12 protein-coding genes and 1 tRNA gene are annotated in these 20117 nt (G+C 56.6%); 8 read left to right on the top strand and 5 right to left on the bottom strand.

Translation table 11 applies throughout. The features are described from left to right. Positions 1–28: 28 nt before the first annotated feature. Complete coding sequence (locus QPL95_RS17580; protein ID WP_303292226.1) at positions 29–2773, bottom strand: GNAT family N-acetyltransferase; 2745 nt, start codon at positions 2771–2773, stop codon at positions 29–31. 206 nt (positions 2774–2979) lie between these two features. On the opposite strand from QPL95_RS17580, the gene QPL95_RS17575 reads away from it, so the two are divergent. After that, positions 2980–3906 (top strand): histone deacetylase family protein, encoded by a 927-nt coding sequence (locus QPL95_RS17575; protein ID WP_303292225.1) that lies wholly within the window; start codon positions 2980–2982, stop codon positions 3904–3906. A 21-nt stretch (positions 3907–3927) separates the two neighbouring features. Here the strand turns inward: QPL95_RS17575 and QPL95_RS17570 are convergent, their stop codons facing one another. Further along, the gene (locus QPL95_RS17570) at positions 3928–4818 is read right to left on the bottom strand and encodes an OmpA family protein (protein WP_303292224.1); all 891 of its coding nucleotides are present in this window, start codon (positions 4816–4818) and stop codon (positions 3928–3930) included. A 190-nt stretch (positions 4819–5008) separates the two neighbouring features. Between QPL95_RS17570 and pyrC the strand changes: the two genes are divergently transcribed. Both pyrC and rnt read left to right on the top strand, forming a co-directional pair. Further along, entirely contained in the window at positions 5009–6040 is a 1032-nt protein-coding gene (gene pyrC / locus QPL95_RS17565) for a dihydroorotase (protein WP_303292223.1), read from the top strand. A 31-nt stretch (positions 6041–6071) separates the two neighbouring features. Continuing rightward, on the top strand, positions 6072–6728 hold the full coding sequence (gene rnt, locus QPL95_RS17560; protein ID WP_303292222.1) for a ribonuclease T: 657 nt from the start codon (positions 6072–6074) through the stop codon (positions 6726–6728). A gap of 71 nt (positions 6729–6799) precedes the next feature. On the opposite strand, the gene QPL95_RS17555 is transcribed toward rnt, so the two are convergent. Then, positions 6800–8785 carry an SDR family oxidoreductase gene (locus tag QPL95_RS17555; protein WP_303292221.1) on the bottom strand — a complete coding sequence of 662 codons (1986 nt, stop codon included), beginning with the start codon at positions 8783–8785 and terminating at the stop codon, positions 6800–6802. A gap of 386 nt (positions 8786–9171) precedes the next feature. Between QPL95_RS17555 and QPL95_RS17550 the strand changes: the two genes are divergently transcribed. The 3 genes from QPL95_RS17550 to QPL95_RS17540 all read left to right on the top strand — a co-directional run bounded on the left by QPL95_RS17550 (position 9172) and on the right by QPL95_RS17540 (position 12471). Beyond that, positions 9172–9471: a hypothetical protein gene (locus QPL95_RS17550; RefSeq protein ID WP_303292220.1), complete on the top strand. Its 300-nt coding sequence runs from the start codon at positions 9172–9174 to the stop codon at positions 9469–9471. A 40-nt stretch (positions 9472–9511) separates the two neighbouring features. After that, positions 9512–12352, top strand: coding sequence for an insulinase family protein (locus QPL95_RS17545; RefSeq protein ID WP_303292219.1), 2841 nt, complete (start codon positions 9512–9514; stop codon positions 12350–12352). 42 nt (positions 12353–12394) lie between these two features. After that, positions 12395–12471: transfer RNA gene (locus QPL95_RS17540), tRNA-Arg, on the top strand. A 250-nt stretch (positions 12472–12721) separates the two neighbouring features. Here the strand turns inward: QPL95_RS17540 and QPL95_RS17535 are convergent. Both QPL95_RS17535 and QPL95_RS17530 read right to left on the bottom strand, forming a co-directional pair. Continuing rightward, entirely contained in the window at positions 12722–13267 is a 546-nt protein-coding gene (locus tag QPL95_RS17535; RefSeq protein WP_303292218.1) for a hypothetical protein, read from the bottom strand. A 2-nt stretch (positions 13268–13269) separates the two neighbouring features. Further along, a complete protein-coding gene (locus QPL95_RS17530; protein WP_303292217.1) occupies positions 13270–15198 on the bottom strand; it encodes a hypothetical protein in 1929 nt (642 codons plus the stop codon). Between the two features lie 527 nt (positions 15199–15725). On the opposite strand from QPL95_RS17530, the gene hsdR reads away from it, so the two are divergent. Next, entirely contained in the window at positions 15726–18149 is a 2424-nt protein-coding gene (gene hsdR / locus QPL95_RS17525) for an EcoAI/FtnUII family type I restriction enzme subunit R (protein WP_303292216.1), read from the top strand. 50 nt (positions 18150–18199) lie between these two features. Then, entirely contained in the window at positions 18200–19696 is a 1497-nt protein-coding gene (locus tag QPL95_RS17520) for a class I SAM-dependent DNA methyltransferase (RefSeq protein WP_303292215.1), read from the top strand. Positions 19697–20117: the final 421 nt, after the last annotated feature.

Here is a 20117-nt window from a genome sequence, read left to right as displayed (position 1 = left end):
TCAACGCTGACCAGAGTAACCGCGGGGGTTAATGCCCCCGCTTTTTCAAACGTTCTTTCTGCCAGTCTTTTTCCGGCTCGTTCAGCACCAGGCGCAAGTCCATCACCTCTTCCTCCGGGTTGAACTTGATCTCGAAGCCCAGATGCTCGGCCAATTGCAGCATGGGCCGGTTCTCAGGCAGTACGTTACCAATCATTTCCATGGTGCCCCGGGCACGGCAGTAAGCAATCATTTTCTGCATCAGCGCCACGCCCAGGCCCTCGCCTTTCATGCGGTCGTCCACCATGACCGCAAACTCACTGCGCAGGTTGTCGGCATCCGTCCAGGTACGAACCGTACCCAGAGTTTCCTCTCCTTCACCATCTTCCCTGGGGGCATTGGCAATAAACACCATCTCCCGGTCGTAGTCGATCTGCACCATCTGGGCGACGTCTTCCCGGGAGAAATTCTTCCGGTACTGGAAGAAACGGTAGCGGATGGACTCAGGGGACTGATGCTCATGGAACGCCCGATGGGCGGGCTCATCTTCCGCGAGTACCGGCCGGATGATCACCCTGCGGCCCGACCGTGGCAACACGATCCATTCTTCAAGCTCGCGCGGGTAGGCCTGAATAATCGGCCGGCCCGGCTTGTCGTCCAGGTCGATGGCAATACTGACCGCCACCGCGCCTTGCTCATTGAACAACAGCGGGGCGATTTCCAGCCCCCGGATTTCGGGAATGTCGATCACAATCTGGGACAGTTTCACCAGAGTTTCCGACACCGCTCGAATGTCCTCCTCTGGCTTCAGGCTGTGTTCTTTGAGCAACTTGTACATGTAGGTCCGGCGCAGCAGCTCGCGGGCCAGAACCATGTTCAGCGGCGGCAGAGCGATTTGCCGGTCACTCATAATATTGACCTGGGCGCCAGCCGCACCGCAGACCACCAATGGCCCGAATACCTCATCACGGGTGATGCCCACACTGAATTCGATGCCACCCACGTGCTGATAGGAGCGCTGCACCGCAAACCCGAGAAAACCGCTTTTCGGGAAATGGGTCTGATACTCCTCGATCAGGAACCGGCAGCTATCAATAATCGCCTGTTCGCTGTTCAGTTTTTTGACAGTGCCTTTGTAACGCCGCTGAGTCGGGCTGAGGTCAAGGAAAGGAAAGCAGACCTGCTCATGGATGACCGTAATGTCGATGGGCCGGCGTTCGACGGCAAACATCTCCAGAACCTCATCCACATCGTCACAGTAAACGGTGTCAATCGCAGTGATGCCATAATCCTGAATGACCCGTCGGGCCTCGCGGTTGGAGAGGTGTTTACGGCCATCCCGTATGGCCTTGGCCACCAGAGTACGTGTGTTGGCCCTATCCGCGAAGTGGTCAGTGAAGGATTCCGGCGTTTCCGTCAGCAGCCGTTGAACGCGCTGATGCTTCACGTGCTGCATGAAGGCCATAACCGCCTTCTCCGGATTGAAAAACGACGGCAAGCCCGCGCGATAGAACTCCTCCCGGGAATCCATTACGGTGCTCTGTCCCAGCCAGCAGGTGAATATATTGAGGCGTGTACCTTTGGAGGCCTGTACCACTGCATCGGCAATCTGCAGACTGTCCTGAACTAGCGTGGGCGCGTACATCACCAGTACGTTGGCGACGTTCGGATCTTTAGCGAGGATCTTGATGGCCTGGGCGTAAAGCTCCGGAGAGGCGTCGTAGTTCAGGTCAATGGGGTTTTTTCGGGTCCAGTAGGGCGGCAACAATTCGGCAAGGGCATCAATGGAACCTTGCGACAAATCTGCCAGTTCCCCGCCCAGGTCCGCCAGGCGATCAACCGCCAACACCCCCGGACCCACGCCATTTGCCATGATGGCAAGGGATTCACGCCGCAAGGGGCGCATTCGGGTGAGGGTTTCCAGGGCATCAAACATCTGGCCCAAACCGTCCACTCGCAGCACACCGGCCCTTTGCAGCATGGCATCGTAGATCGGATCGCTGCGCTTGATGCCCGCCGGCAGGCCATGGGCAATCCACTCGGACTCCGGCACACGGCCAGACTTAACGGCAATCACCGGTTTGGTGCGTGACGCCACCCGGACCGCCGACATGAAGCGCCGGGGGTTCGGAATGCTTTCAATGTGCAGCAGAATGGCCCGGGTTTGCGTGTCCTGGGCCAGGTAATCGATCAGGTCGTCGTGGTCGATGTCCATGCCATCGCCCAGGGTCAGAAAGTAGGAAAACCCGACGCCCCGGGCAAAGGCCCAGTCCAATACCGAACTGGCAATCGTGCCGGACTGCCCAACAAAAGCGACCCGACCGGGAATCGCACCCATGTGGGCATAAGTGGCGTTCAAGTGACGCGCGGGAACCATCAGGCCAATGGTGTTGGGGCCCAGCACCCGGATACCGGTTTCTCTGGCTGCATCGCGCACCGAGTACATCAACGGCTGACCGGTTTTACTGTGCGTGCGTGACATACCACCGGTCATAACGATGGCCGTTCTGACGCCCCGCTCTCCAAGCTTACGAATCATCTTGGGCACGGTATCGGGCGGGGTACAGATAATCGCGAGGTCCGGGCTGAAATCCAGTTTGGACACCTTGCCTACACAAGGCACGCCATGCACGTTGTCATAGTCGCTCTGGTTCACCACCACGATACGGCCCGGATACCCACCGCCCAGCAGGTTACGCAACACCATGCCACCGAGATTGTCTGCCCGCTCGGACGCACCGATCACAGCAATTGATTCAGGGTTGAAAAGACTTTCCAGATAGCGGGTACTCAAATTGACTCTCCCTGACCTTCTCGGCGGTAAATTGGGTAAGAATCCCAATAAAACAGGTTACTTATCAATGTATACCTTATCTTAGATGGCTATTTCATGATGTAAATCTGCTATCACTGTTATTAGACCAAAGAAAGACGACATACTTCGGTTATCCCTGATAACATCGACACAATAACAATCAGACTCGGGCTCAGACGTTCAGTATGACCACCGCATTCTTCTCCCACAACGACTGCATGAAACACAACATGGGCCCGGAGCATCCGGAAAGCCCCGAGCGCATCGCAAGCATTCTGGCGTACCTCGCAGACACCAACCTGCAACAGGAACTCGACTGGATACGCCCGGAAGAAATTACCCGCGACCAACTGCTGACCGTACATCCGGAATCGTACCTGCACCAGCTGGACCTGATGCAACCTACCCGCGGCCGGGTATTCACCGACCCCGACACGGCCATGATGCCCGACACCCTGCGCGCTGCCAGATTGGCTGCTGGCGGAAACGTTCAGGCAGTGGATATGGTGATGAGCAGCCAGGTCACCAATGCCTTTGTCTGCGCCAGGCCCCCCGGGCACCATGCCGAACGGGCAAAATCCATGGGGTTCTGTTTCTTCAACAACATCGCACTGGCGGCTATGCGCGCCCTTACCTTCCATCACCTGGAGCGGGTGGCCATCATCGATTTTGATGTTCACCAGGGCAACGGCACGGTTGATATTGTCAGTGGTGATGAACGCATTCTGATGTGTTCCAGCTTCCAGCATCCGTTCTACCCGCACTCCCACGTGCACCGTCAGGCAGACAACATTGTGAATGCGCCCATTGAGGCAAATTGCTCTGCAGCGGAGTACCGAAAAGCCGTGGAAGCGGTTTGGTTGAAGAAGCTTCAGGATTTCCGGCCTCAGCTGGTTCTGATTTCAGCCGGATTTGATGGCCACAAGCTAGACCCGATGGCGGAACTGAACCTGGAAGCAGAAGATTACCGCTGGCTGACCGAGATGCTGGTAAGCGTGGCACATGACCACGCCAACGACCGAATTATTTCGACGCTGGAAGGGGGCTACCATCTGAAAGCGTTATCTGAAAGCGTCGCCGCTCATCTCGAAGTGATGAACGCCGTTTACTAGCCAGGTTGGTGGCGGCAACATTCAGCCCGCAAACTCGCCACCCATGCCACTCGCCTGCTGAAGTTCGGGCCGCTCTCCTTCACGCTGCAAGCGTATGGTCGTGCGGCGGTTATCGGCGTGACGGCGTGACACCGGGAACTGGTCCCCGTGACTTCGCACAATCAGCAGATTTTCATCGATACCTCGAGCTTTTAGATAGTCTGCGACAACCGTTGCCCGCTCCTCCGACAGAGCGCGGTTATCGATACGGCTACCCAGGCTATCCGAGTGACCATCCACCAGAATACGCTCAACAGTCGAATCCGCCATCACATAAGTGACAATGTTATCCAGCAACCTTCTGTCGGCCTCAGAGAGACTGGTGCTACCGCTTGCGAAAGGCACCCGGGAACGCCGGATCTGATCATAATTCACGGGCAGCAGCCAGGCCACGCATTGCCGGTAACCGGAGTAGGGCCCGGAGAAGTTCACATTCGACAAATGAACACGAACGGGCCGATCATCGTAACGAGCGGCTCGGGTCAAGGTTGGCTGCATCCCCTGCAACAAGCCCTGAGCCATCAGAGTCGCCTCGCGATTGCCAACACTTACTGCACGGCTGCCGGATGAAACATCCACCAAACCAACGGGACGCGGAGCCACGCCGGGGCGCCAGGCCGGAGCCTCAACGACCAGGCGGCCTTTTCCCGGCCGCATCATTGGCAGCTCCGATTCGAGGTGAAAAGCAAGCTGCTCTCCGGCCCTGTGACTGAATACCGCACGCCCATAACCCGGTACATCGTGGGTCAGGGAGCATTCAAACACCGATTCAGAGAGATACCACTGGCTGTTTTCAATACCCGCGCCATAGCTCGAAGCCGCCACCGGCGAGGCCGACAGCCACAGCGGCAAAGCAGCCGCATAAGCTGCCATCGTCAACCCTGTAGACCTGCGATCAAACATGGCCATAAAAACGCCCCGAATTACATTAACTGTTCAGCTCTTCGTGTAACGGCAAGGGTGGACATTACTTGAGCCATCGTAACCAAATTCAGATTGAAAACATTCAGGCCTGCCTTCTGCTATAATCCGCGAAATTTTTTGGCTGCTTTGCGGATACTTCATGACCAGACAACTGACCATCACCCGCCCTGACGACTGGCACTTGCATGTACGCGATGGCGCTGTGCTCAACAGCGTTGTGCCTGCCACTGCGGCCTGTTTTGGCCGGGCAATCATCATGCCTAACCTAGTGCCGCCGGTCACCGATGCCGCTGCCGCCGAGTCCTACCGGGAGCGCATCCAGGCGGCCGCGCCAGATACCGGCTTCAAACCTCTGATGACCCTGTACCTGACCGAAAGCACTACGGCGGACACCATTCGCGAAGCCAAAAACGCCGGTGTCGTCGCCGCCAAGCTCTACCCCGCTGGTGCGACCACCAACTCGGCGTCCGGCGTGACCGACATCCGCAATATTTACCCGGTGCTCGAAGCCATGGCCGAGTGCGGCATGCTATTGCTGGTACACGGGGAAGTGACCGATCCAGACATCGACATCTTCGACCGGGAAAAAGTATTCCTGGAACGCGTTCTGGCACCAACCCTTGCGGCCTTCCCGACACTAAAGGTAGTTTTGGAGCACATCACTACGGCAGAGTCGGCCGCCTTTGTGCGCAGCCATTCAGGTGGCAACCTGGCCGCAACGCTTACGCCTCAGCATCTGATGTACAATCGCAACCACATGCTGGTGGGGGGCATTCGCCCTCACCTGTACTGTCTGCCGATTCTCAAACGCAACAAACACCAGTTAGCGTTGCGCGAAGCCGTTGCCAGTGGTGATCCGAGATTTTTCCTGGGAACGGACTCCGCCCCCCACGCCCGCGACAAGAAAGAAGCGGCCTGCGGTTGTGCCGGATGCTATTCGGCCTACGGTGCGATTGGTCTTTACGCCGATATTTTTGAGGAGCTGGGTATTCTGGACAAGCTGGAGGCGTTCGCCAGTTTCAACGGTGCCGATTTTTACGGACTGCCCAGAAACACCGACACCATCACCCTGGTGCGCGAATCCTGGACCATGCCGGAGCAGCTACCACTGGCCGAAGGTACCATCGTGCCGTTAAAAGCCGGTGAAACCGTTCACTGGCGCATGGCGTAACTTTTTAAACAACACGAACATTGGAGTTCGAGTGTCAGACGAAAACAAACAGCCTCACCCTATGTCCCAGCGCTTCCGCGGTTTTCTACCCGTGGTTGTGGACGTTGAAACCGCCGGCTTCAACCCGGAACGGGATGCTCTGCTGGAAATTGCCGCCGTCATGCTGACCATGGATGAGAATGGCCTGCTGCACCGCGGTGAAACCTACCTTCAGCAAATCGACCCTTTCGAAGGCGCAAACCTGGAGCAGTCTGCACTGGATTTCACGGGCATTGATCCCTGGAGCCCGGAGCGGGAGGCGGTTCCTGAGTTAGAAGGCATGAGTGAAATCTTTTCCCCTATCCGCAAAGCGGTCAAAGCCTTCGACTGTAAGCGGGCGGTTCTGGTTGGGCACAATGCCACCTTCGACCACAACTTTGTGTTCGCCGCTGCCATGCGGGCAGACATCAAACGGAACCCGTTCCACCCCTTTTCCACCTTTGACACTGCCACGCTTGCAGGCCTGGCGTATGGCCACACGGTATTGGCCCAGGCCTGCAAACTGGCCGGCATTCCGTTCGACAACAAAGAGGCCCACTCTGCCGCTTACGATGCTGAAAAAACCGCCGATCTGTTCTGCGGCATCGTCAATCGCTGGCAGGAACTGGGTGGCTATCCGCCACCGGCCATCAGCGCCAGCGACGCATAGGCCTCCCAACTGCATTTTGCAGGCAACAAAAAACCCGCACATGGCGGGTTTTTTGTTGCCTGCAATCCGGCTTACCAGTAAATGCCTCGCATAATGGCGGCAAATGCCACCTGCTCGGAAGACACCTTAGGCTTTTCACCGGACTTACTGCCCGCGGCTGAGGGCGAATCCGGGAACATACGGTAACCGGTGTTCATGATGATCTCGCCCATCTTCGGTGTCAGCGAATGCAGTACAGACGCAAACACACCCAACCGGGTAGCGATACGCTTCGGACGATACACAATCGCATCCGCCACCATCTGCGCCGCTTCCTCAGGAGACAGCGTAGGCACAGAATCGTAAATCTTGGTCGGTGCGATCATCGGCGTTTTAACCAGCGGCATGTTGATGGTGGTAAACGTCAGATTACGGTCAGACCACTCAGCCGCGGCACAGCGGCTGAACGCATCCAGCGCAGACTTGGACGCCACGTACGCAGAGAACCGGGGTGCGTTGGTCAGAACACCAATCGAGGAAATATTCACCACGTGGCCGCGACGGCGTTCCAGCATGGCTGGCGCAAAGCCCATGATCAGCCGCACAGAGCCGAAGTAGTTCAACTGCATGGTGCGCTCGAAATCGTGGAAGCGATCGAACGACAATGACAGGGATCGGCGAATAGAGCGACCAGCGTTGTTGACCAGAACATCCACATGGCCATGGTTATCCAGAACCGTCTTCACAAAGCGGTCACAGTCTTCCATATCCGAGAAGTCACACTGGTAAGCATGAACACTGCCTCCCTTGGCCTCCAACTGACCTGCGACTTCATCCAGCGTTTCTTTGGTGCGCGCACCAATCACCAGAATGGCACCGGCTTCTGCCAGCTTTTCTGCGGTGGCCAGGCCAATCCCGGAGGTGGCTCCGGTCACCACACAGACCTTGCCTTCAACGGTGCCTTTCAGGGTGCGGTCCTTGAACAGATCCGGGTCCAGGTTGCGCTCCCAGAAGTCCCAGATTACTGCGGCATAACTCGGCAGACGTGGCACTTCAATGCCCGTACCTTTCAGCACACGCTCCACTTCCCGGGTGTCAAAACGGGTCGGGTAGTTGATGAACGACATAACGGACGGCGGAATGCCCATGTCATCCAGCAGCGCGCCGGTAATGCGCTTGACTGGCGGAAGATTCTTGATGCTCTGACGAATAAACGGCGGAATGAAACCGAACATGCGAGAGTCGATCCGCATACCCATACGTGGCGCATGACCGGCCTCGGAGAAAATATTGAGAATCTCACCCACTTTGTATGGGTCGGTGTCGACCAGATGGAAGCAGTTACCGTCTTCACCATCGAGATGGGCAATGTGGTCCATGGCATTCACCACGAAATCCACCGGCACGATGTTCAGGCGACCGCCTTCAATACCAATGGTGGGCACCCACTGCGGCAGGGCGTGGCGAATCTTCTGAATCATCTTGAAGAAGTAATACGGCCCGTCAACTTTGTCCATTTCACCAGTTTCAGAGTGGCCGATCACCATCCCGGGGCGGTAAATACGGAACGGTACCTTGCACTCCTCACGCACCACTTTCTCGGATTCGTGCTTGGTGCGCAGGTAGGGGTGATCCAGCTTCTCCGCTTCTTCAAACATATCTTCCCGGAAGATACCTTTGAACAGGCCGGCAGCGGCGATCGAAGACACGTGATGGAAATGCTTGGCTCCCATTGATTCCGCTGCCTCGACGGCCGCACGGGTGCCCTCAATATTGGTCGCGGCCTGGGATTCCTCATCGGCGCCCATGTCGTACACGGCAGCCAGGTGGAAGAAGTGATCAACATTTCCCTTCAGGGCTTTCATGGCCTTGGCATCGATACCCAGGTTTTTGCTGGTGAGATCACCGATCACCGCCTTCACGCGGCTTTCGTCTACACCCCAGCGCTCACGCAGCTTCGCCAGCTTATCCTGTGACTGCTCGCGAACCAGAACATGCACTGTGCCACCACGGGCCAGCAACTTTTCAACCAGAAAACGACCGATAAAACCGGTGCCGCCTGTCAGGAAATAATTCATAGGTAATCCGTCCTGCCTGTTACTTATTAGTTGTCGTTTCATCGGGCCACACACCACTAAGACTAAAGTCTTAGGCGAACCCACAATGCCGGCATTCTACTTAATTGCATCTTTCATGTATCGAACTTTATTAGAGCATTTACTCTGTAACTCTTTGTTTTTGTTAGAGCCTTTACTCTAAAATCACGCACAACCAAGCTGCGTTATGCCCACGTAATCGACACAATGCATTTGAGATTAGCACATGAGCCAGAGCCTGCCTGCCCGGAGCGCAGAATTACCAACGGGCAATGCAACCATCGCCCGGCAATGCCATAATCGGGAACTTCCGGCGCCTTCGCGCGTCTCTAATCCCGTCAACAACACCAAGGTTTGCCAAACCAGCCATGCAGAACGACAACCCGAACACCGAACGCTACATTGCCATAGCCCGCGCCTGTCTGAAGGCAATCAATGACACCGCAGCCAACAGCGGCTCCCGGGAAGAAAAAATCCAGGCGGTGTACCAGGCCATCGACAAAGCCTTTCAGTCAGAATTCGCCGAGTACCGGCAGTCGGTCGCCATTATGGCCAGCGTGCTGGAGCGCATCGCCTCCGGGCAACTGGACGCCGACAAAGCCGCCAGCCTGGCCCGCCAGACGCTGGAGCAACAACCGGCCAGTACAAAAACCGGCCAGATGCACTGACCTGACTTTTCACGCGTGACCCCCGGATAGATGAGGCCCTATGACCGCTGACCGCTCCCTGTTCCAACGTTTGTACCGTTTCCAGCTTCTACTGCTGTTGGTGATTGGAAGCTTGCTGCTGAATGCCACCGCTCTGGCCAGTACCTCACCCAGCAAAAGCCCGAACGATCCAAACAGCTACCGGTATCTGGAACTGGACAACGGCCTGCGTGTCATCCTGGCCTCGGACCCCGAGGCCGATAAAGCCGCCGCCTCCATGAACGTGGCGGTCGGCAGCGGCAACGATCCGGCAGATCGTGAAGGCCTGGCACATTTTCTGGAGCACATGCTGTTTCTGGGTACCGAGAAATACCCCGATGCCGGCGAATACCAACAATTCATCAGCAGTCACGGCGGCAGCCACAACGCGTTCACCGCGTTTGAAGATACCAACTATTTTTTCGACGTCGAAAGCGAGTTCCTGGAACCGGCGCTCGATCGCTTTGCCCAGCAGTTCTCCCATCCGCTTTTCACCTCGGAGCTGGTCGACCGTGAACGGAACGCGGTTCACTCGGAATACAGTGCCAAGCTGAAAGAAGATGGCCGACGCCTTCTGTCTGTACGCAAAGCCGCCGGCAATCCGAGCCATGCCTTCAGTCAGTTCGCCGTCGGTAACCTCAGCACCCTGGAGAACACCGAAGACAACCCTCTACGGCCCGACCTGATCGAGTTCTGGCAACAGAACTACTCATCCAACATCATGACGTTGGCGGTTTATGGGCCCCAGCCGCTGGATGAACTGGAACGCCTGGTTCGAGATCGATTCAGCGCCATTGCCAACCGCAACCTGGAGCCTGTGGAACACACCGAGCCCCTGCACAGCTCGGAGCGCCTGCCCGAACGGATCAGCGCGGAGACCCTGAAAGACAGCCGAAGCCTGGCATTGTCGTTTCCCATCCCCTCACAACAGAGCAATTACGCCACCAAACCGGCCTCCTACATAGCGAATCTGCTCGGGCACGAAGGCCCTGGCAGCCTGTTCGACGTGCTAAAACGGGAAGGATGGGTAGAGTCTCTCTCTGCGGGCCTCGGCATGGACACCGGCGAACACGCGACGCTGGACATCAGCATGTCGCTTACCCGGGAAGGCCTGAAGCGGCAAGACGAGATCATCGCGCTCGTCTTCCACTACATCGACCAGATCAGAGCCGAAGGCATTGGCCGCGAACGCTTCGACGAAATGAAGCAACTTGCGATGATCGATTTCCGCTTTCGGGAACGGAGCGAACCGGTTCAGGCAGCCATGAGACTCTCCGGCCTGCTTCGGGACTACCCGCCAGAAGACATCCTGAGCGCCCCCTGGCTAATGGAAAGCTACGCACCGGAGCAATACCGAGCCATTCTGGACCGGTTAACCCCAGACAACCTGGTGGCCTGGGTGTCTGCGCCGCAACAAAACTTTGAGACACCGCTGTTTACCGAATGGTACAAAACGCCCTGGCAGCGTGAACCACTGGACGTTCAGACAGATACAGATCTGCAACTGGCCAGACAACTGGCCTTGCCCGAAGCAAACCCGTTTGTACCGGATAATCTTGACTTGGTGGAGGGGCACACCATGCCCCAACCCATTCTGCTGGGCGAACCCAACGGCCTGGACATCTGGTACGCCCGAGACACGCGTTTCAACACACCCAAAGCCAACGTCTTCATCAGCCTGCGCACACCCGCGGCTCGCGCCTCGGCCCGCAGCGCTGTCCTCACCCAGCTGCTGGTAGACGCCATTACCACCAACCTCAATGCCTGGGCCTATTCCGCCCGGCTGGCAGGGCTGGATTACGCCGTTTACCCGCACTTGCGAGGTGTCACCATTCGCGTGGGCGGCTATAACGACAAGCTGCACAAACTGGTCAACCGCATCCTGTTGGAATTCTCGGAACCCAACTTCACCGAACAGCGATTCCACATTGCCCGCCAGCGCCTGATTGACGGCCTGGAAAACAAAGCCAAAGACCGGCCGGTTCAGCAAACCTCAGAATTTATTCAGACTGCCCTGCTCGCCGGCACCTTTCCAGTCGCTGATAAGCTGGCGGCCGCCAAGGAGGTAACCCTGGACGAACTGATCAGTTTCGGCAACGAACTGGTGCGGGTAACCGACCCGGTGATGCTGGCCCACGGCAACCTGACTGCGGCGTCTGCCCTGAACATGGCGAAGCAAGTCCAGGCTATGGTACTTAGCAATCGTGAGCGCGCAGTAGTTGAACGCGCTCAGGTTCGCCAACTACCAGACGGGCAAACCCGGGCAACGCTTGACGTTGAGCACCCGGACACCGGATACACCCTGTACCTGCAGGGTAAAGACACCTCCTATGCAGAGCGGGCCCGCTACCAGCTACTGGCGCAAATTATCAGCAGCCCCTTTTACGAAAACATCCGAACCTCACGACAGCTCGGCTACATCGTTTACGCCTCCGCTTTTGAGATACTGGAAACCCCGGCCCTGGGCCTGGTGGTCCAGTCTCCGGAAGCCAGTGGCAAGGAAATCGACCAAGCCGTGGTCGAGTTCGCTGACAGCTTTCAAACCGCCCTGGCAAAACTGCCTCCCAGCCAGCTCAACCGGGAAAAGCAGGCCGTTATCAGCAAACTCATGGAACGGGACCGGCAGCTCGGTGAAGTGTCTGGGCGGTACTGGCGGGAAATCGATCGGGAGAACTACCAGTTCGACAGCCGGGAGCAGCTGGCAGCGGCCATTCGGGAAGTGACACTGGACGAGCTCACGCAAACTTACCACGAAGCCCTGATGGAACGAGCTCGGGCATTACAAGTGCTGACCGGTGAAAAAGTCACCAATCAGCACGAAATTCTGGAAGAGCTGCGCCAACGCAAGCCTGTGGCCCCTTGAGCCACAGGTCTATGGCGGCTATTATACCGCCTCTTCTGAAATGCCTCCGTAGCTCATCTGGATAGAGCGTCCCCCTCCTAAGGGGAAGGTAGCAGGTTCGAGTCCTGCCGGGGGCACCATTCCCAGTTCATTCATAAAGACAATTCACGCCTGTTTCGTGAGTCCATTTCCCGTGAAATGCTCGAAAGTCCTCATCCTCATCCATTTCAGGCTCCACTGGCTCAAAACCGGGAATATCTGACCACCAGGACCGACACTCAATTGCTGCACTTTTATCCGCATCATATACTTCGAAGCGAGTCGTTTTTTTGGCTAAATTGTGGAAATACTTGAGTCATATCCCTCCCTCGTTTTGGCCCCACTTCCTTTCTAAAACTCTCCTCTCTCATGACGCTCAGCGATGTCTTTAAAGGCATCCAGCAAGCCCTGCTCAAACAACCACGGATCGCCCATTTTGAACATCTGGCACCAATTGTCATCGGGACCCAAAGTTGTATGTTCAAAGCGATTCACATTATCCAGTGAGTATCCCGGGATCCCCTTTAGCATGCTGCCGTACTGGGCTCCCCGGGTTACCCCCAGCGTTTCACCGTCAACTTCTTCCTCGATAGTGATAGCACCTCGGGGAACAGCGTTAGGGTGATCCGGGTCGAGAAAAAAGCGCTTGAGCGTCTCTACAAACCATCTGGCAGCGCCAATTGGAAACTCATATTGCGCAGTAACAAATTCGCCTGGATCATCATCACCAAGCTTAACCCACACTTTCTGGGCAAAGATCAGGTGACGCTCCACAGCGAAACAATGCCAAGGCGCAGTGTCGTCCTCCGGATTCATTACCTTGGTGACCCGATGATAGCCCTCAGGAGGATCTTCAGGATCAATAATCGGCCATTCGGGCAGTTTCGGGTACGCCATTCTCAAGCTCCAAAATTAATCGGTTTTAGGTCCACCAACTCCACCCACTGGGTTCCACCTTCTATACCCATCATTTGCCGGAAGGTTTTGGGGTTCTTATGCAGGCTGAATGCTTCCACAGTGCCATACACCGGATGTTCTGTGGTCGAGTTGGTCGTTTTGGTCAGGCCATTACCAGTAAAATGCTCATTTGCACCTGTATTGTCCTGAATACTAATTCGAGTATTAAATTTCTTGATCTCGTCCTGGCCAAGCCCCGCCTTTCTCAAATATGCGTTACGTATTTGCGGGTTTTTCCATGCAGCTGGAGGCATGTTACTGATTAACGGCTCATACTCCCCCGAATATTCTGGCGTCATAACATCCTTAACCAATCCGGGATTTTCGACCTTACCGGGCAGCTTATCCTCAACAAACTTTGTTAAATTTCCGTATGTGGGAACAATCGTTTCAGCATCCGCATACTTCACCGCATCTGCCTGATCAACGATCGCCAGCTTGTACTTGGCGCCCGGCTTGAAGTTCACACCCATCGCTTCAGAGATCAGCTTGGGGTCCGTATCCAGGTGCGCAATCTGATCAAAACTCGTTGACCAAATCTGCACACCGGCAGGGCCTTCCTTTCCCAACCTTCCGTTGTTCGGGCCATTGAGGTTGATATGAGGTTCCTCCACCAAACGAACGATGTACTTCTCATCGCCAAAACCCTCTGCGGCAATTTGGTGTAGCTGAGCCTGGGTGTATTTAGGTGGGGGTGCCTTGCCGTTGGCAATGATGGCGGCTCGAGCATCCTGCAGAATTTTTTTGGCTTCACCTAGCGACTGAGGTAGTGCCTTCTTCGGCCTGCCAGTTGTGCGTTGTACGGCAGGCTCAGCCTCAACCCCCTCCGGGCGCGGGGAGGCTTCGTCTTTAAAGTGATTATTCTTGCTCAGATCGACATCCCGCCAAACTCTGCGCAAGCCCTGAAGCTTAAGGGCTTCAACAAACCGGCCAAAGGCGGGGCCGAGCCCTGCCAGTATCCGGGCATGGCGAATACGGCTGGAAGCCTGGGCAGCATTCCCGGCCCCCAACGTTGTTGCCGCCAGCAAGCCCGCCAACACTAACTCGAATGCTACTGCACCACCAACGTACGTATACTCGGTATGGTGCTGGATAGTCGCGTAATCGGTGGTGAAGTCTTTCAACGCTGTACGTAGCTTCTCATCAGTCATCACCATAGACGCCAGCTCGTAGGCCTTCGCTAAATCTTCACTGCTAATGTCTGAAGGAGAGAACCCGATGGCACGAACCCAACGTTCTCTCCGGCTTTCGTCATACAGCGTACGGAATGTTTCGTACCAACTATTAGCTCCATTCTCTTTATGGGCGGCCCAAGCCGCATTAAGCCCATCCAGAAGGGTTTTGGTGGTGTTGCTCAGATCACTGACACCCACCACAAAATCAAACAACCCCATTCCAGCATCATAGGCACCCTGAAAAAGCGCTCCAGTGCTCACTAATCCCTTTTCATACCCGAGCAGTTCCTGGTAGACCATTTCCCTAGCGGCGGTTTCCCTCCGCTCCTGCTCCAGTAACCGCTGCAAACCGGCAGTTATAGTATTGCGTTCCTGACGAACCGCATCGTCCACGGCACTGGAACCCAGCCGAACTGTCGCATATCGGCCATTCAAGCCCTCTACTGTGGCGCTGCCCTGATGATTCAACGTTCCTGTTACGCCATCAAGATCTGTACCCACCTGAAACGGCAAATCTGCAACGCCGGTACCATCGGGCCAGCGATACTCAATCGTCAGTTTGTACGGGCTTTTCCCTGGAAGGGGCGCTGCAACCGGCTCCGGGGCCAGTTGATAATCCTGTGTGGCGGGAGCGTGCAGCGAATCTGATCGTATGGTCAACCCGCCGCCAGTGCCCGTTGGCCATCGCTCACGCAAACGACTCACTAGGGGCTGCGGCAGATCGGAGCGAAGGTGATCAGGGCTGGCGTTACGCTCCGTGAAAAGCCCGAAAGGCGCACTGTCCTGGCGGGCAAGCACCAGCTGCCCGCTTTGTAAGGCATCGAGTATTCCCTGGCGCTCACTGCTGGATGCTTTTTCCAAAACCCGAAAACCAGCATCCGGTGCGGGCTCTATATGAGCGCCCTGGTAACCACGAGAAAAATAATCCTGTGCGATGGAAACCGCTTCGGAGGGGTGCAGTAACGACGGCAGAATCCTTTCGGTAAAGCCGTAGCCACCGGTAACGTATAACTGGTAGGACACAATTCCGTTTCCTTGTCCGTTGATCTATCCCTTTGCTCTCCTGAGCGATTTGGAACATACCTCTTGCGGTATCAAGAAAGCAACAGCTCTGCGTGATCAAGCACACAAACCTTCTGTAACCTACCGATATGGGCTAACCTAAAGCCACAAAACCACGCAAAACCAGATGGTTGCAAATCGGAAGTAACGGCGGCGAGCACATGGACAAGAAAAAGCTCACAGAGCGGGACATCTGCACCAAGTACATCAACCCAGCCCTGCAGAATGCGGGCTGGGACATGCACAGCCAGGTGCGAGAGGAAGTCTCGTTCACCGCTGGCCGCATCATCGTGCGTGGCAGACTGCACACCCGTGGCAAACGTCGCCGGGCCGATTACGTTCTCAGTTATAAGAAGAACATGCCCATTGCCATCATCGAAGCCAAGGACAACAACCACAGCCTGGGCGATGGAATGCAGCAGGCTCTGGCCTACAGCGATGCCCTGGACGCGCCCTTCGTGTTCAGCAGCAACGGCGACGGTTTCCTGTTCCACGACCGCACCGGGCACTTCGGCCAAACCGAGACTACCCTGAGCCTGGACGAATTTCCCTCCCCCGAAACCCTCTGGCAGCTCTACTGCCAGCACAAAGGCATCCACCAGACCGCCCGGCAAACGGTCGAGCAGCCGTACTACGATGACGGCAGCGGCCGAACACCCCGCTATTACCAGACAGTCGCCATCAACCGCACCGTAGAGGCCGTGGCCCGTGGGCAGAACCGTATTCTGCTAGTAATGGCCACCGGCACCGGCAAGACCTTCACCGCCTTTCAGATAATCTGGCGGCTGTGGAAATCCAAGCAGAAGAAACGCATCCTGTTCCTGGCCGACCGCAACATTCTGGTAGACCAGACCAAGAACAACGACTTCAAGCCCTTTGGCCAAGCCATGACCAAGGTCACCAACCGAACGGTAGACCCGTCCTACGAAATTTACCTGTCGCTCTACCAGGCCGTTACCGGCAGCGAGGACGAGCAGAACATCTACAAACAGTTCTCCCCGGATTTCTTCGACCTCGTGGTTATCGACGAGTGCCACCGGGGCAGCGCCTCCGTGGACTCCGCCTGGCGCCAGATTCTGGAATACTTCTCAGCCGCCACCCATATAGGCCTGACGGCTACACCGAAGGAAGCCAAGGAAGTCTCCAACATCGACTACTTCGGCGAGCCGGTATACACCTACTCCCTGAAGCAAGGCATCGAAGACGGCTTCCTGGCACCCTATAAAGTCGTGCGCATCGACCTGGACCGCGACCTGCAAGGCTGGCGCCCCAGCAAGGGCCAGACCGACAAGCACGGCGAGCTCATCGAAGACCGCATCTACAACCAGAAAGACTTCGACCGCCAGCTGGTTCTGGAGAAGCGCACCGAAGTGGTCGCCAGGAAAGTGACCGAATTCCTCGAACAAACCGACCCCTACCAGAAAGCCATCGTGTTCTGCGAAGACATCGACCACGCAGAACGCATGCGCCAGACCCTGGTAAACCTGAACCCGGAGCGAGTGAAAGAGAACCGCAAGTACGTCATGCGCATCACCGGCGACGAGCAGGAAGGTAAGGCCGAGCTGGACAACTTCATCAACCCGGAAGAGCGTTACCCCGTCATTGCCACCACAAGCAAACTGATGACCACCGGCGTAGACGCCCAGACCTGCAAACTCATCGTCCTGGACCAGCGCATTCAATCCATGACCGAGTTCAAGCAAATTATCGGCCGTGGCACCCGCATCAACGACGACTACAACAAGCACTGGTTCACCATTCTGGACTTCAAGAAAGCCACGGAACTGTTCGCAGACCCGGCGTTCGATGGCGACCCGGTGAAGGTCTACGAACCGAAAGGCGACGATTCCATCGTCCCAGACGATGAGCACGAAGCTCTGGCCCCAGACAACACCGAGTTGCCGCTATGCGAAGAAGCCGAGGGCTATGAAGTTGAGCCCGGCGAAACCTGGCACAGCGACGACAGCACACCCGCCTGGCCCACTGGCGACGAAGAAAAAACCAAGCGGGTGAAGTACGTGGTGGGCGATGTGGAGGTCAAGGTGATTGCCGAGCGCGTCCAGTACCTCGGCCCAGACGGCAAGCTCATCACCGAAAGCCTGAAAGACTTCACCCGCAAGAAAGTGAAAGAGCAGTACGCCACCCTCACCGACTTCCTCAAAGGCTGGAACGAAGCCGAGCGCAAACAGGCCATCATCGAAGAACTGGCCGAGCAAGGCGTGATGTGGGACGACCTCATCAAGGACGTCAGCAAGAAACTGGGGGCTGAACCCGACCCCTTCGATGTCATCTGTCACATCGTCTACGACCAGCCTCCTCTGAGCCGCAAGGAGCGGGCCGAGCAGGTGCGTAAGCAGAATTACTTCAGCAAATACGAAGGCGCCAGCAAAGAGGTTCTGGACGCCCTGCTGGACAAGTACACCGACGACGGCATCGAGCCTATCGAAGATGTTAAAATCCTCACCCTCGCGCCCTTCAGTCAGATAGGCTCACTCATGGAACTGGTGGACTCCTTCGGGGGCAAGCCCGGCTATACCGAGGCCGTGAAAGACCTGGAAGACGAGCTTTACCGGCAAACGTCCTGACCCGAACTTATCGCTTTACACCATTCCGAACACGCAGGAACTGAACACCTATGTCTATCAGCACCACCATAAAATCCATCCAAGACATCATGCGCAAAGACGTGGGCGTGGACGGCGACGCCCAGCGCATCGGCCAGTTGGTCTGGATGCTGTTCCTGAAAATCTTCGATGACCGGGAACAGGAATGGGAGCTGATCTACGACGACTACAAATCTCCGATTCCGGAAAACCTGCGCTGGCGCAACTGGGCCGCGGACCCGGAAGGCGTGACCGGCGACGAGCTCAAAGACTTCATCGACAACACCCTGTTCCCTGGCCTGCAGAACCTGGAGCCGGCCGGTGACGACTACCGGGGCGTGGTTATCCGCAACGTGTTCGAGGACGCCTACAACTACATGAAGTCCGGCCAGCTCATGCGCCAGGTCATCAACAAGCTGCAGGACGGCATCAACTTCAACAAATCCGCCGAGCGCCACGAGCTGGGCGATATGTACGAGCAAATCCTCAAAGACCTGCAGAGCGCCGGCAACGCCGGTGAGTTCTACACCCCGCGGGCAGTGACCGAGTTCATGGTCAACCGGGTAGACCCGAAGCTGGACGAGAAAGTGATGGACCCGGCCTGCGGCACCGGCGGCTTCCTTACCTGCACCATCGAGCACAAGCGCAAGCACTACGTCAGCACCCCGCAGGACGAACAAACCCTGCAGAAGAGCATCCATGGCGTTGAGAAAAAGCCCCTGCCGCACCTGCTGGCCACCACAAACCTGATTCTGCACGGCATCGAAGTGCCGGACCAGATAAAGCACGACAACACCCTGGCCCGCCCGCTCATCAGCTGGGGCCCGAAAGAACGGGTAGACGTTATCGTGGCCAACCCGCCCTTCGGCGGCATGGAAGAAGACGGCATTGAAACCAACTTCCCCAGCGCCTTCCGCACCCGGGAAACCGCCGACCTGTTCATGACTCTGTTCATCCACCTGCTGCGGGACGGTGGCCGCGCCGCCGTGGTGCTGCCAGACGGTTTCCTGTTCGGCGAAGGCATGAAAACCCGCCTCAAGGAAAAGCTGCTGGAAGAGTGCAACCTGCACACCATCGTGCGCCTGCCCAACGGCGTGTTTAACCCCTACACCGGCATCAAGACCAACCTGCTGTTCTTCACCAAGGGCAAGCCCACGGAAACCGTGTGGTACTACGAACACCCCTACCCGGAAGGCTACAAGAACTACAGCAAAACCAGGCCCATGAAGTTCTCGGAGTTCCAGACCGAAATCGACTGGTGGGGCACCGAGGCCGACGACTTCGCAGGCCGGGTGGAAACCGAGCAGGCCTGGAAAGTGTCCATCGACGACATCAAGGCCCGCAACTTCAACCTGGACATCAAGAATCCCCATGTGGGCGAACAGGTCAACCACGACCCGGACGAACTGCTGGCCAAGTACGAACAGCAACAGGCCGAAATCCAGGAAATCCGCCACCAGCTGAGGGACATCCTTGCCGACGCGCTTTCTCATAACAGCAGTGAGAACGCGGACGGGGGTGCGGTGTGAGTGCGCGGGAGCTGATTACCGAGCATCTGGATTTGTGGACTGGGGCGGTCACGAAGAAGTCCGGCAGTGGCCGGGGGAGTAATGGCAAAGTTGAGCTGACTGGGGTTAAGAAGCTGCGAGAGTTGATTCTGGAGTTGGCTGTTCGCGGTATGTTAGTCGAGCAGGCCCCCAACGAAGCACCCGCTAGTATGCTGCTGGACGAAGTAATGGAGGAGAGAAAGCGACTGACAAACGAAGGCCAAATTAGAGGTCAGAAATGCCTTCCAGCAACGGAGCTTGATAGGCTGCCCGCCAAATTACCTAGGGAGGGTCTGATTAACGCCTGATTTATCGCTGAATCGCTTTTCAACTCGAAAAAAAGCCATTCAAGCGCGATTTTGGCGTTATCACCCTCTGTTTTGTTCGATTTTTGCCTATTTCC

Source organism: Marinobacter sp. SS5-14b, from assembly GCF_030541005.1.
Lineage (GTDB): Bacteria > Pseudomonadota > Gammaproteobacteria > Pseudomonadales > Oleiphilaceae > Marinobacter.
The sequence above is the reverse complement of the archived record's forward strand: the minus strand, read 5'-3'. Positions and strand labels throughout refer to the sequence as shown.

Coding starts and splice junctions, on each gene's coding strand:
- QPL95_RS17545 (WP_303292219.1), top strand. CDS start 9,512: ATGACCGCTGACCGCTCCCTGTTCCAACGTTTGTACCGTTTCCAGCTT.
- QPL95_RS17520 (WP_303292215.1), top strand. CDS start 18,200: ATGTCTATCAGCACCACCATAAAATCCATCCAAGACATCATGCGCAAA.
- QPL95_RS17570 (WP_303292224.1), bottom strand. CDS start 4,818: ATGGCAGCTTATGCGGCTGCTTTGCCGCTGTGGCTGTCGGCCTCGCCG.
- pyrC (WP_303292223.1), top strand. CDS start 5,009: ATGACCAGACAACTGACCATCACCCGCCCTGACGACTGGCACTTGCAT.
- QPL95_RS17575 (WP_303292225.1), top strand. CDS start 2,980: ATGACCACCGCATTCTTCTCCCACAACGACTGCATGAAACACAACATG.
- QPL95_RS17535 (WP_303292218.1), bottom strand. CDS start 13,267: ATGGCGTACCCGAAACTGCCCGAATGGCCGATTATTGATCCTGAAGAT.
- hsdR (WP_303292216.1), top strand. CDS start 15,726: ATGGACAAGAAAAAGCTCACAGAGCGGGACATCTGCACCAAGTACATC.
- QPL95_RS17550 (WP_303292220.1), top strand. CDS start 9,172: ATGCAGAACGACAACCCGAACACCGAACGCTACATTGCCATAGCCCGC.
- QPL95_RS17555 (WP_303292221.1), bottom strand. CDS start 8,785: ATGAATTATTTCCTGACAGGCGGCACCGGTTTTATCGGTCGTTTTCTG.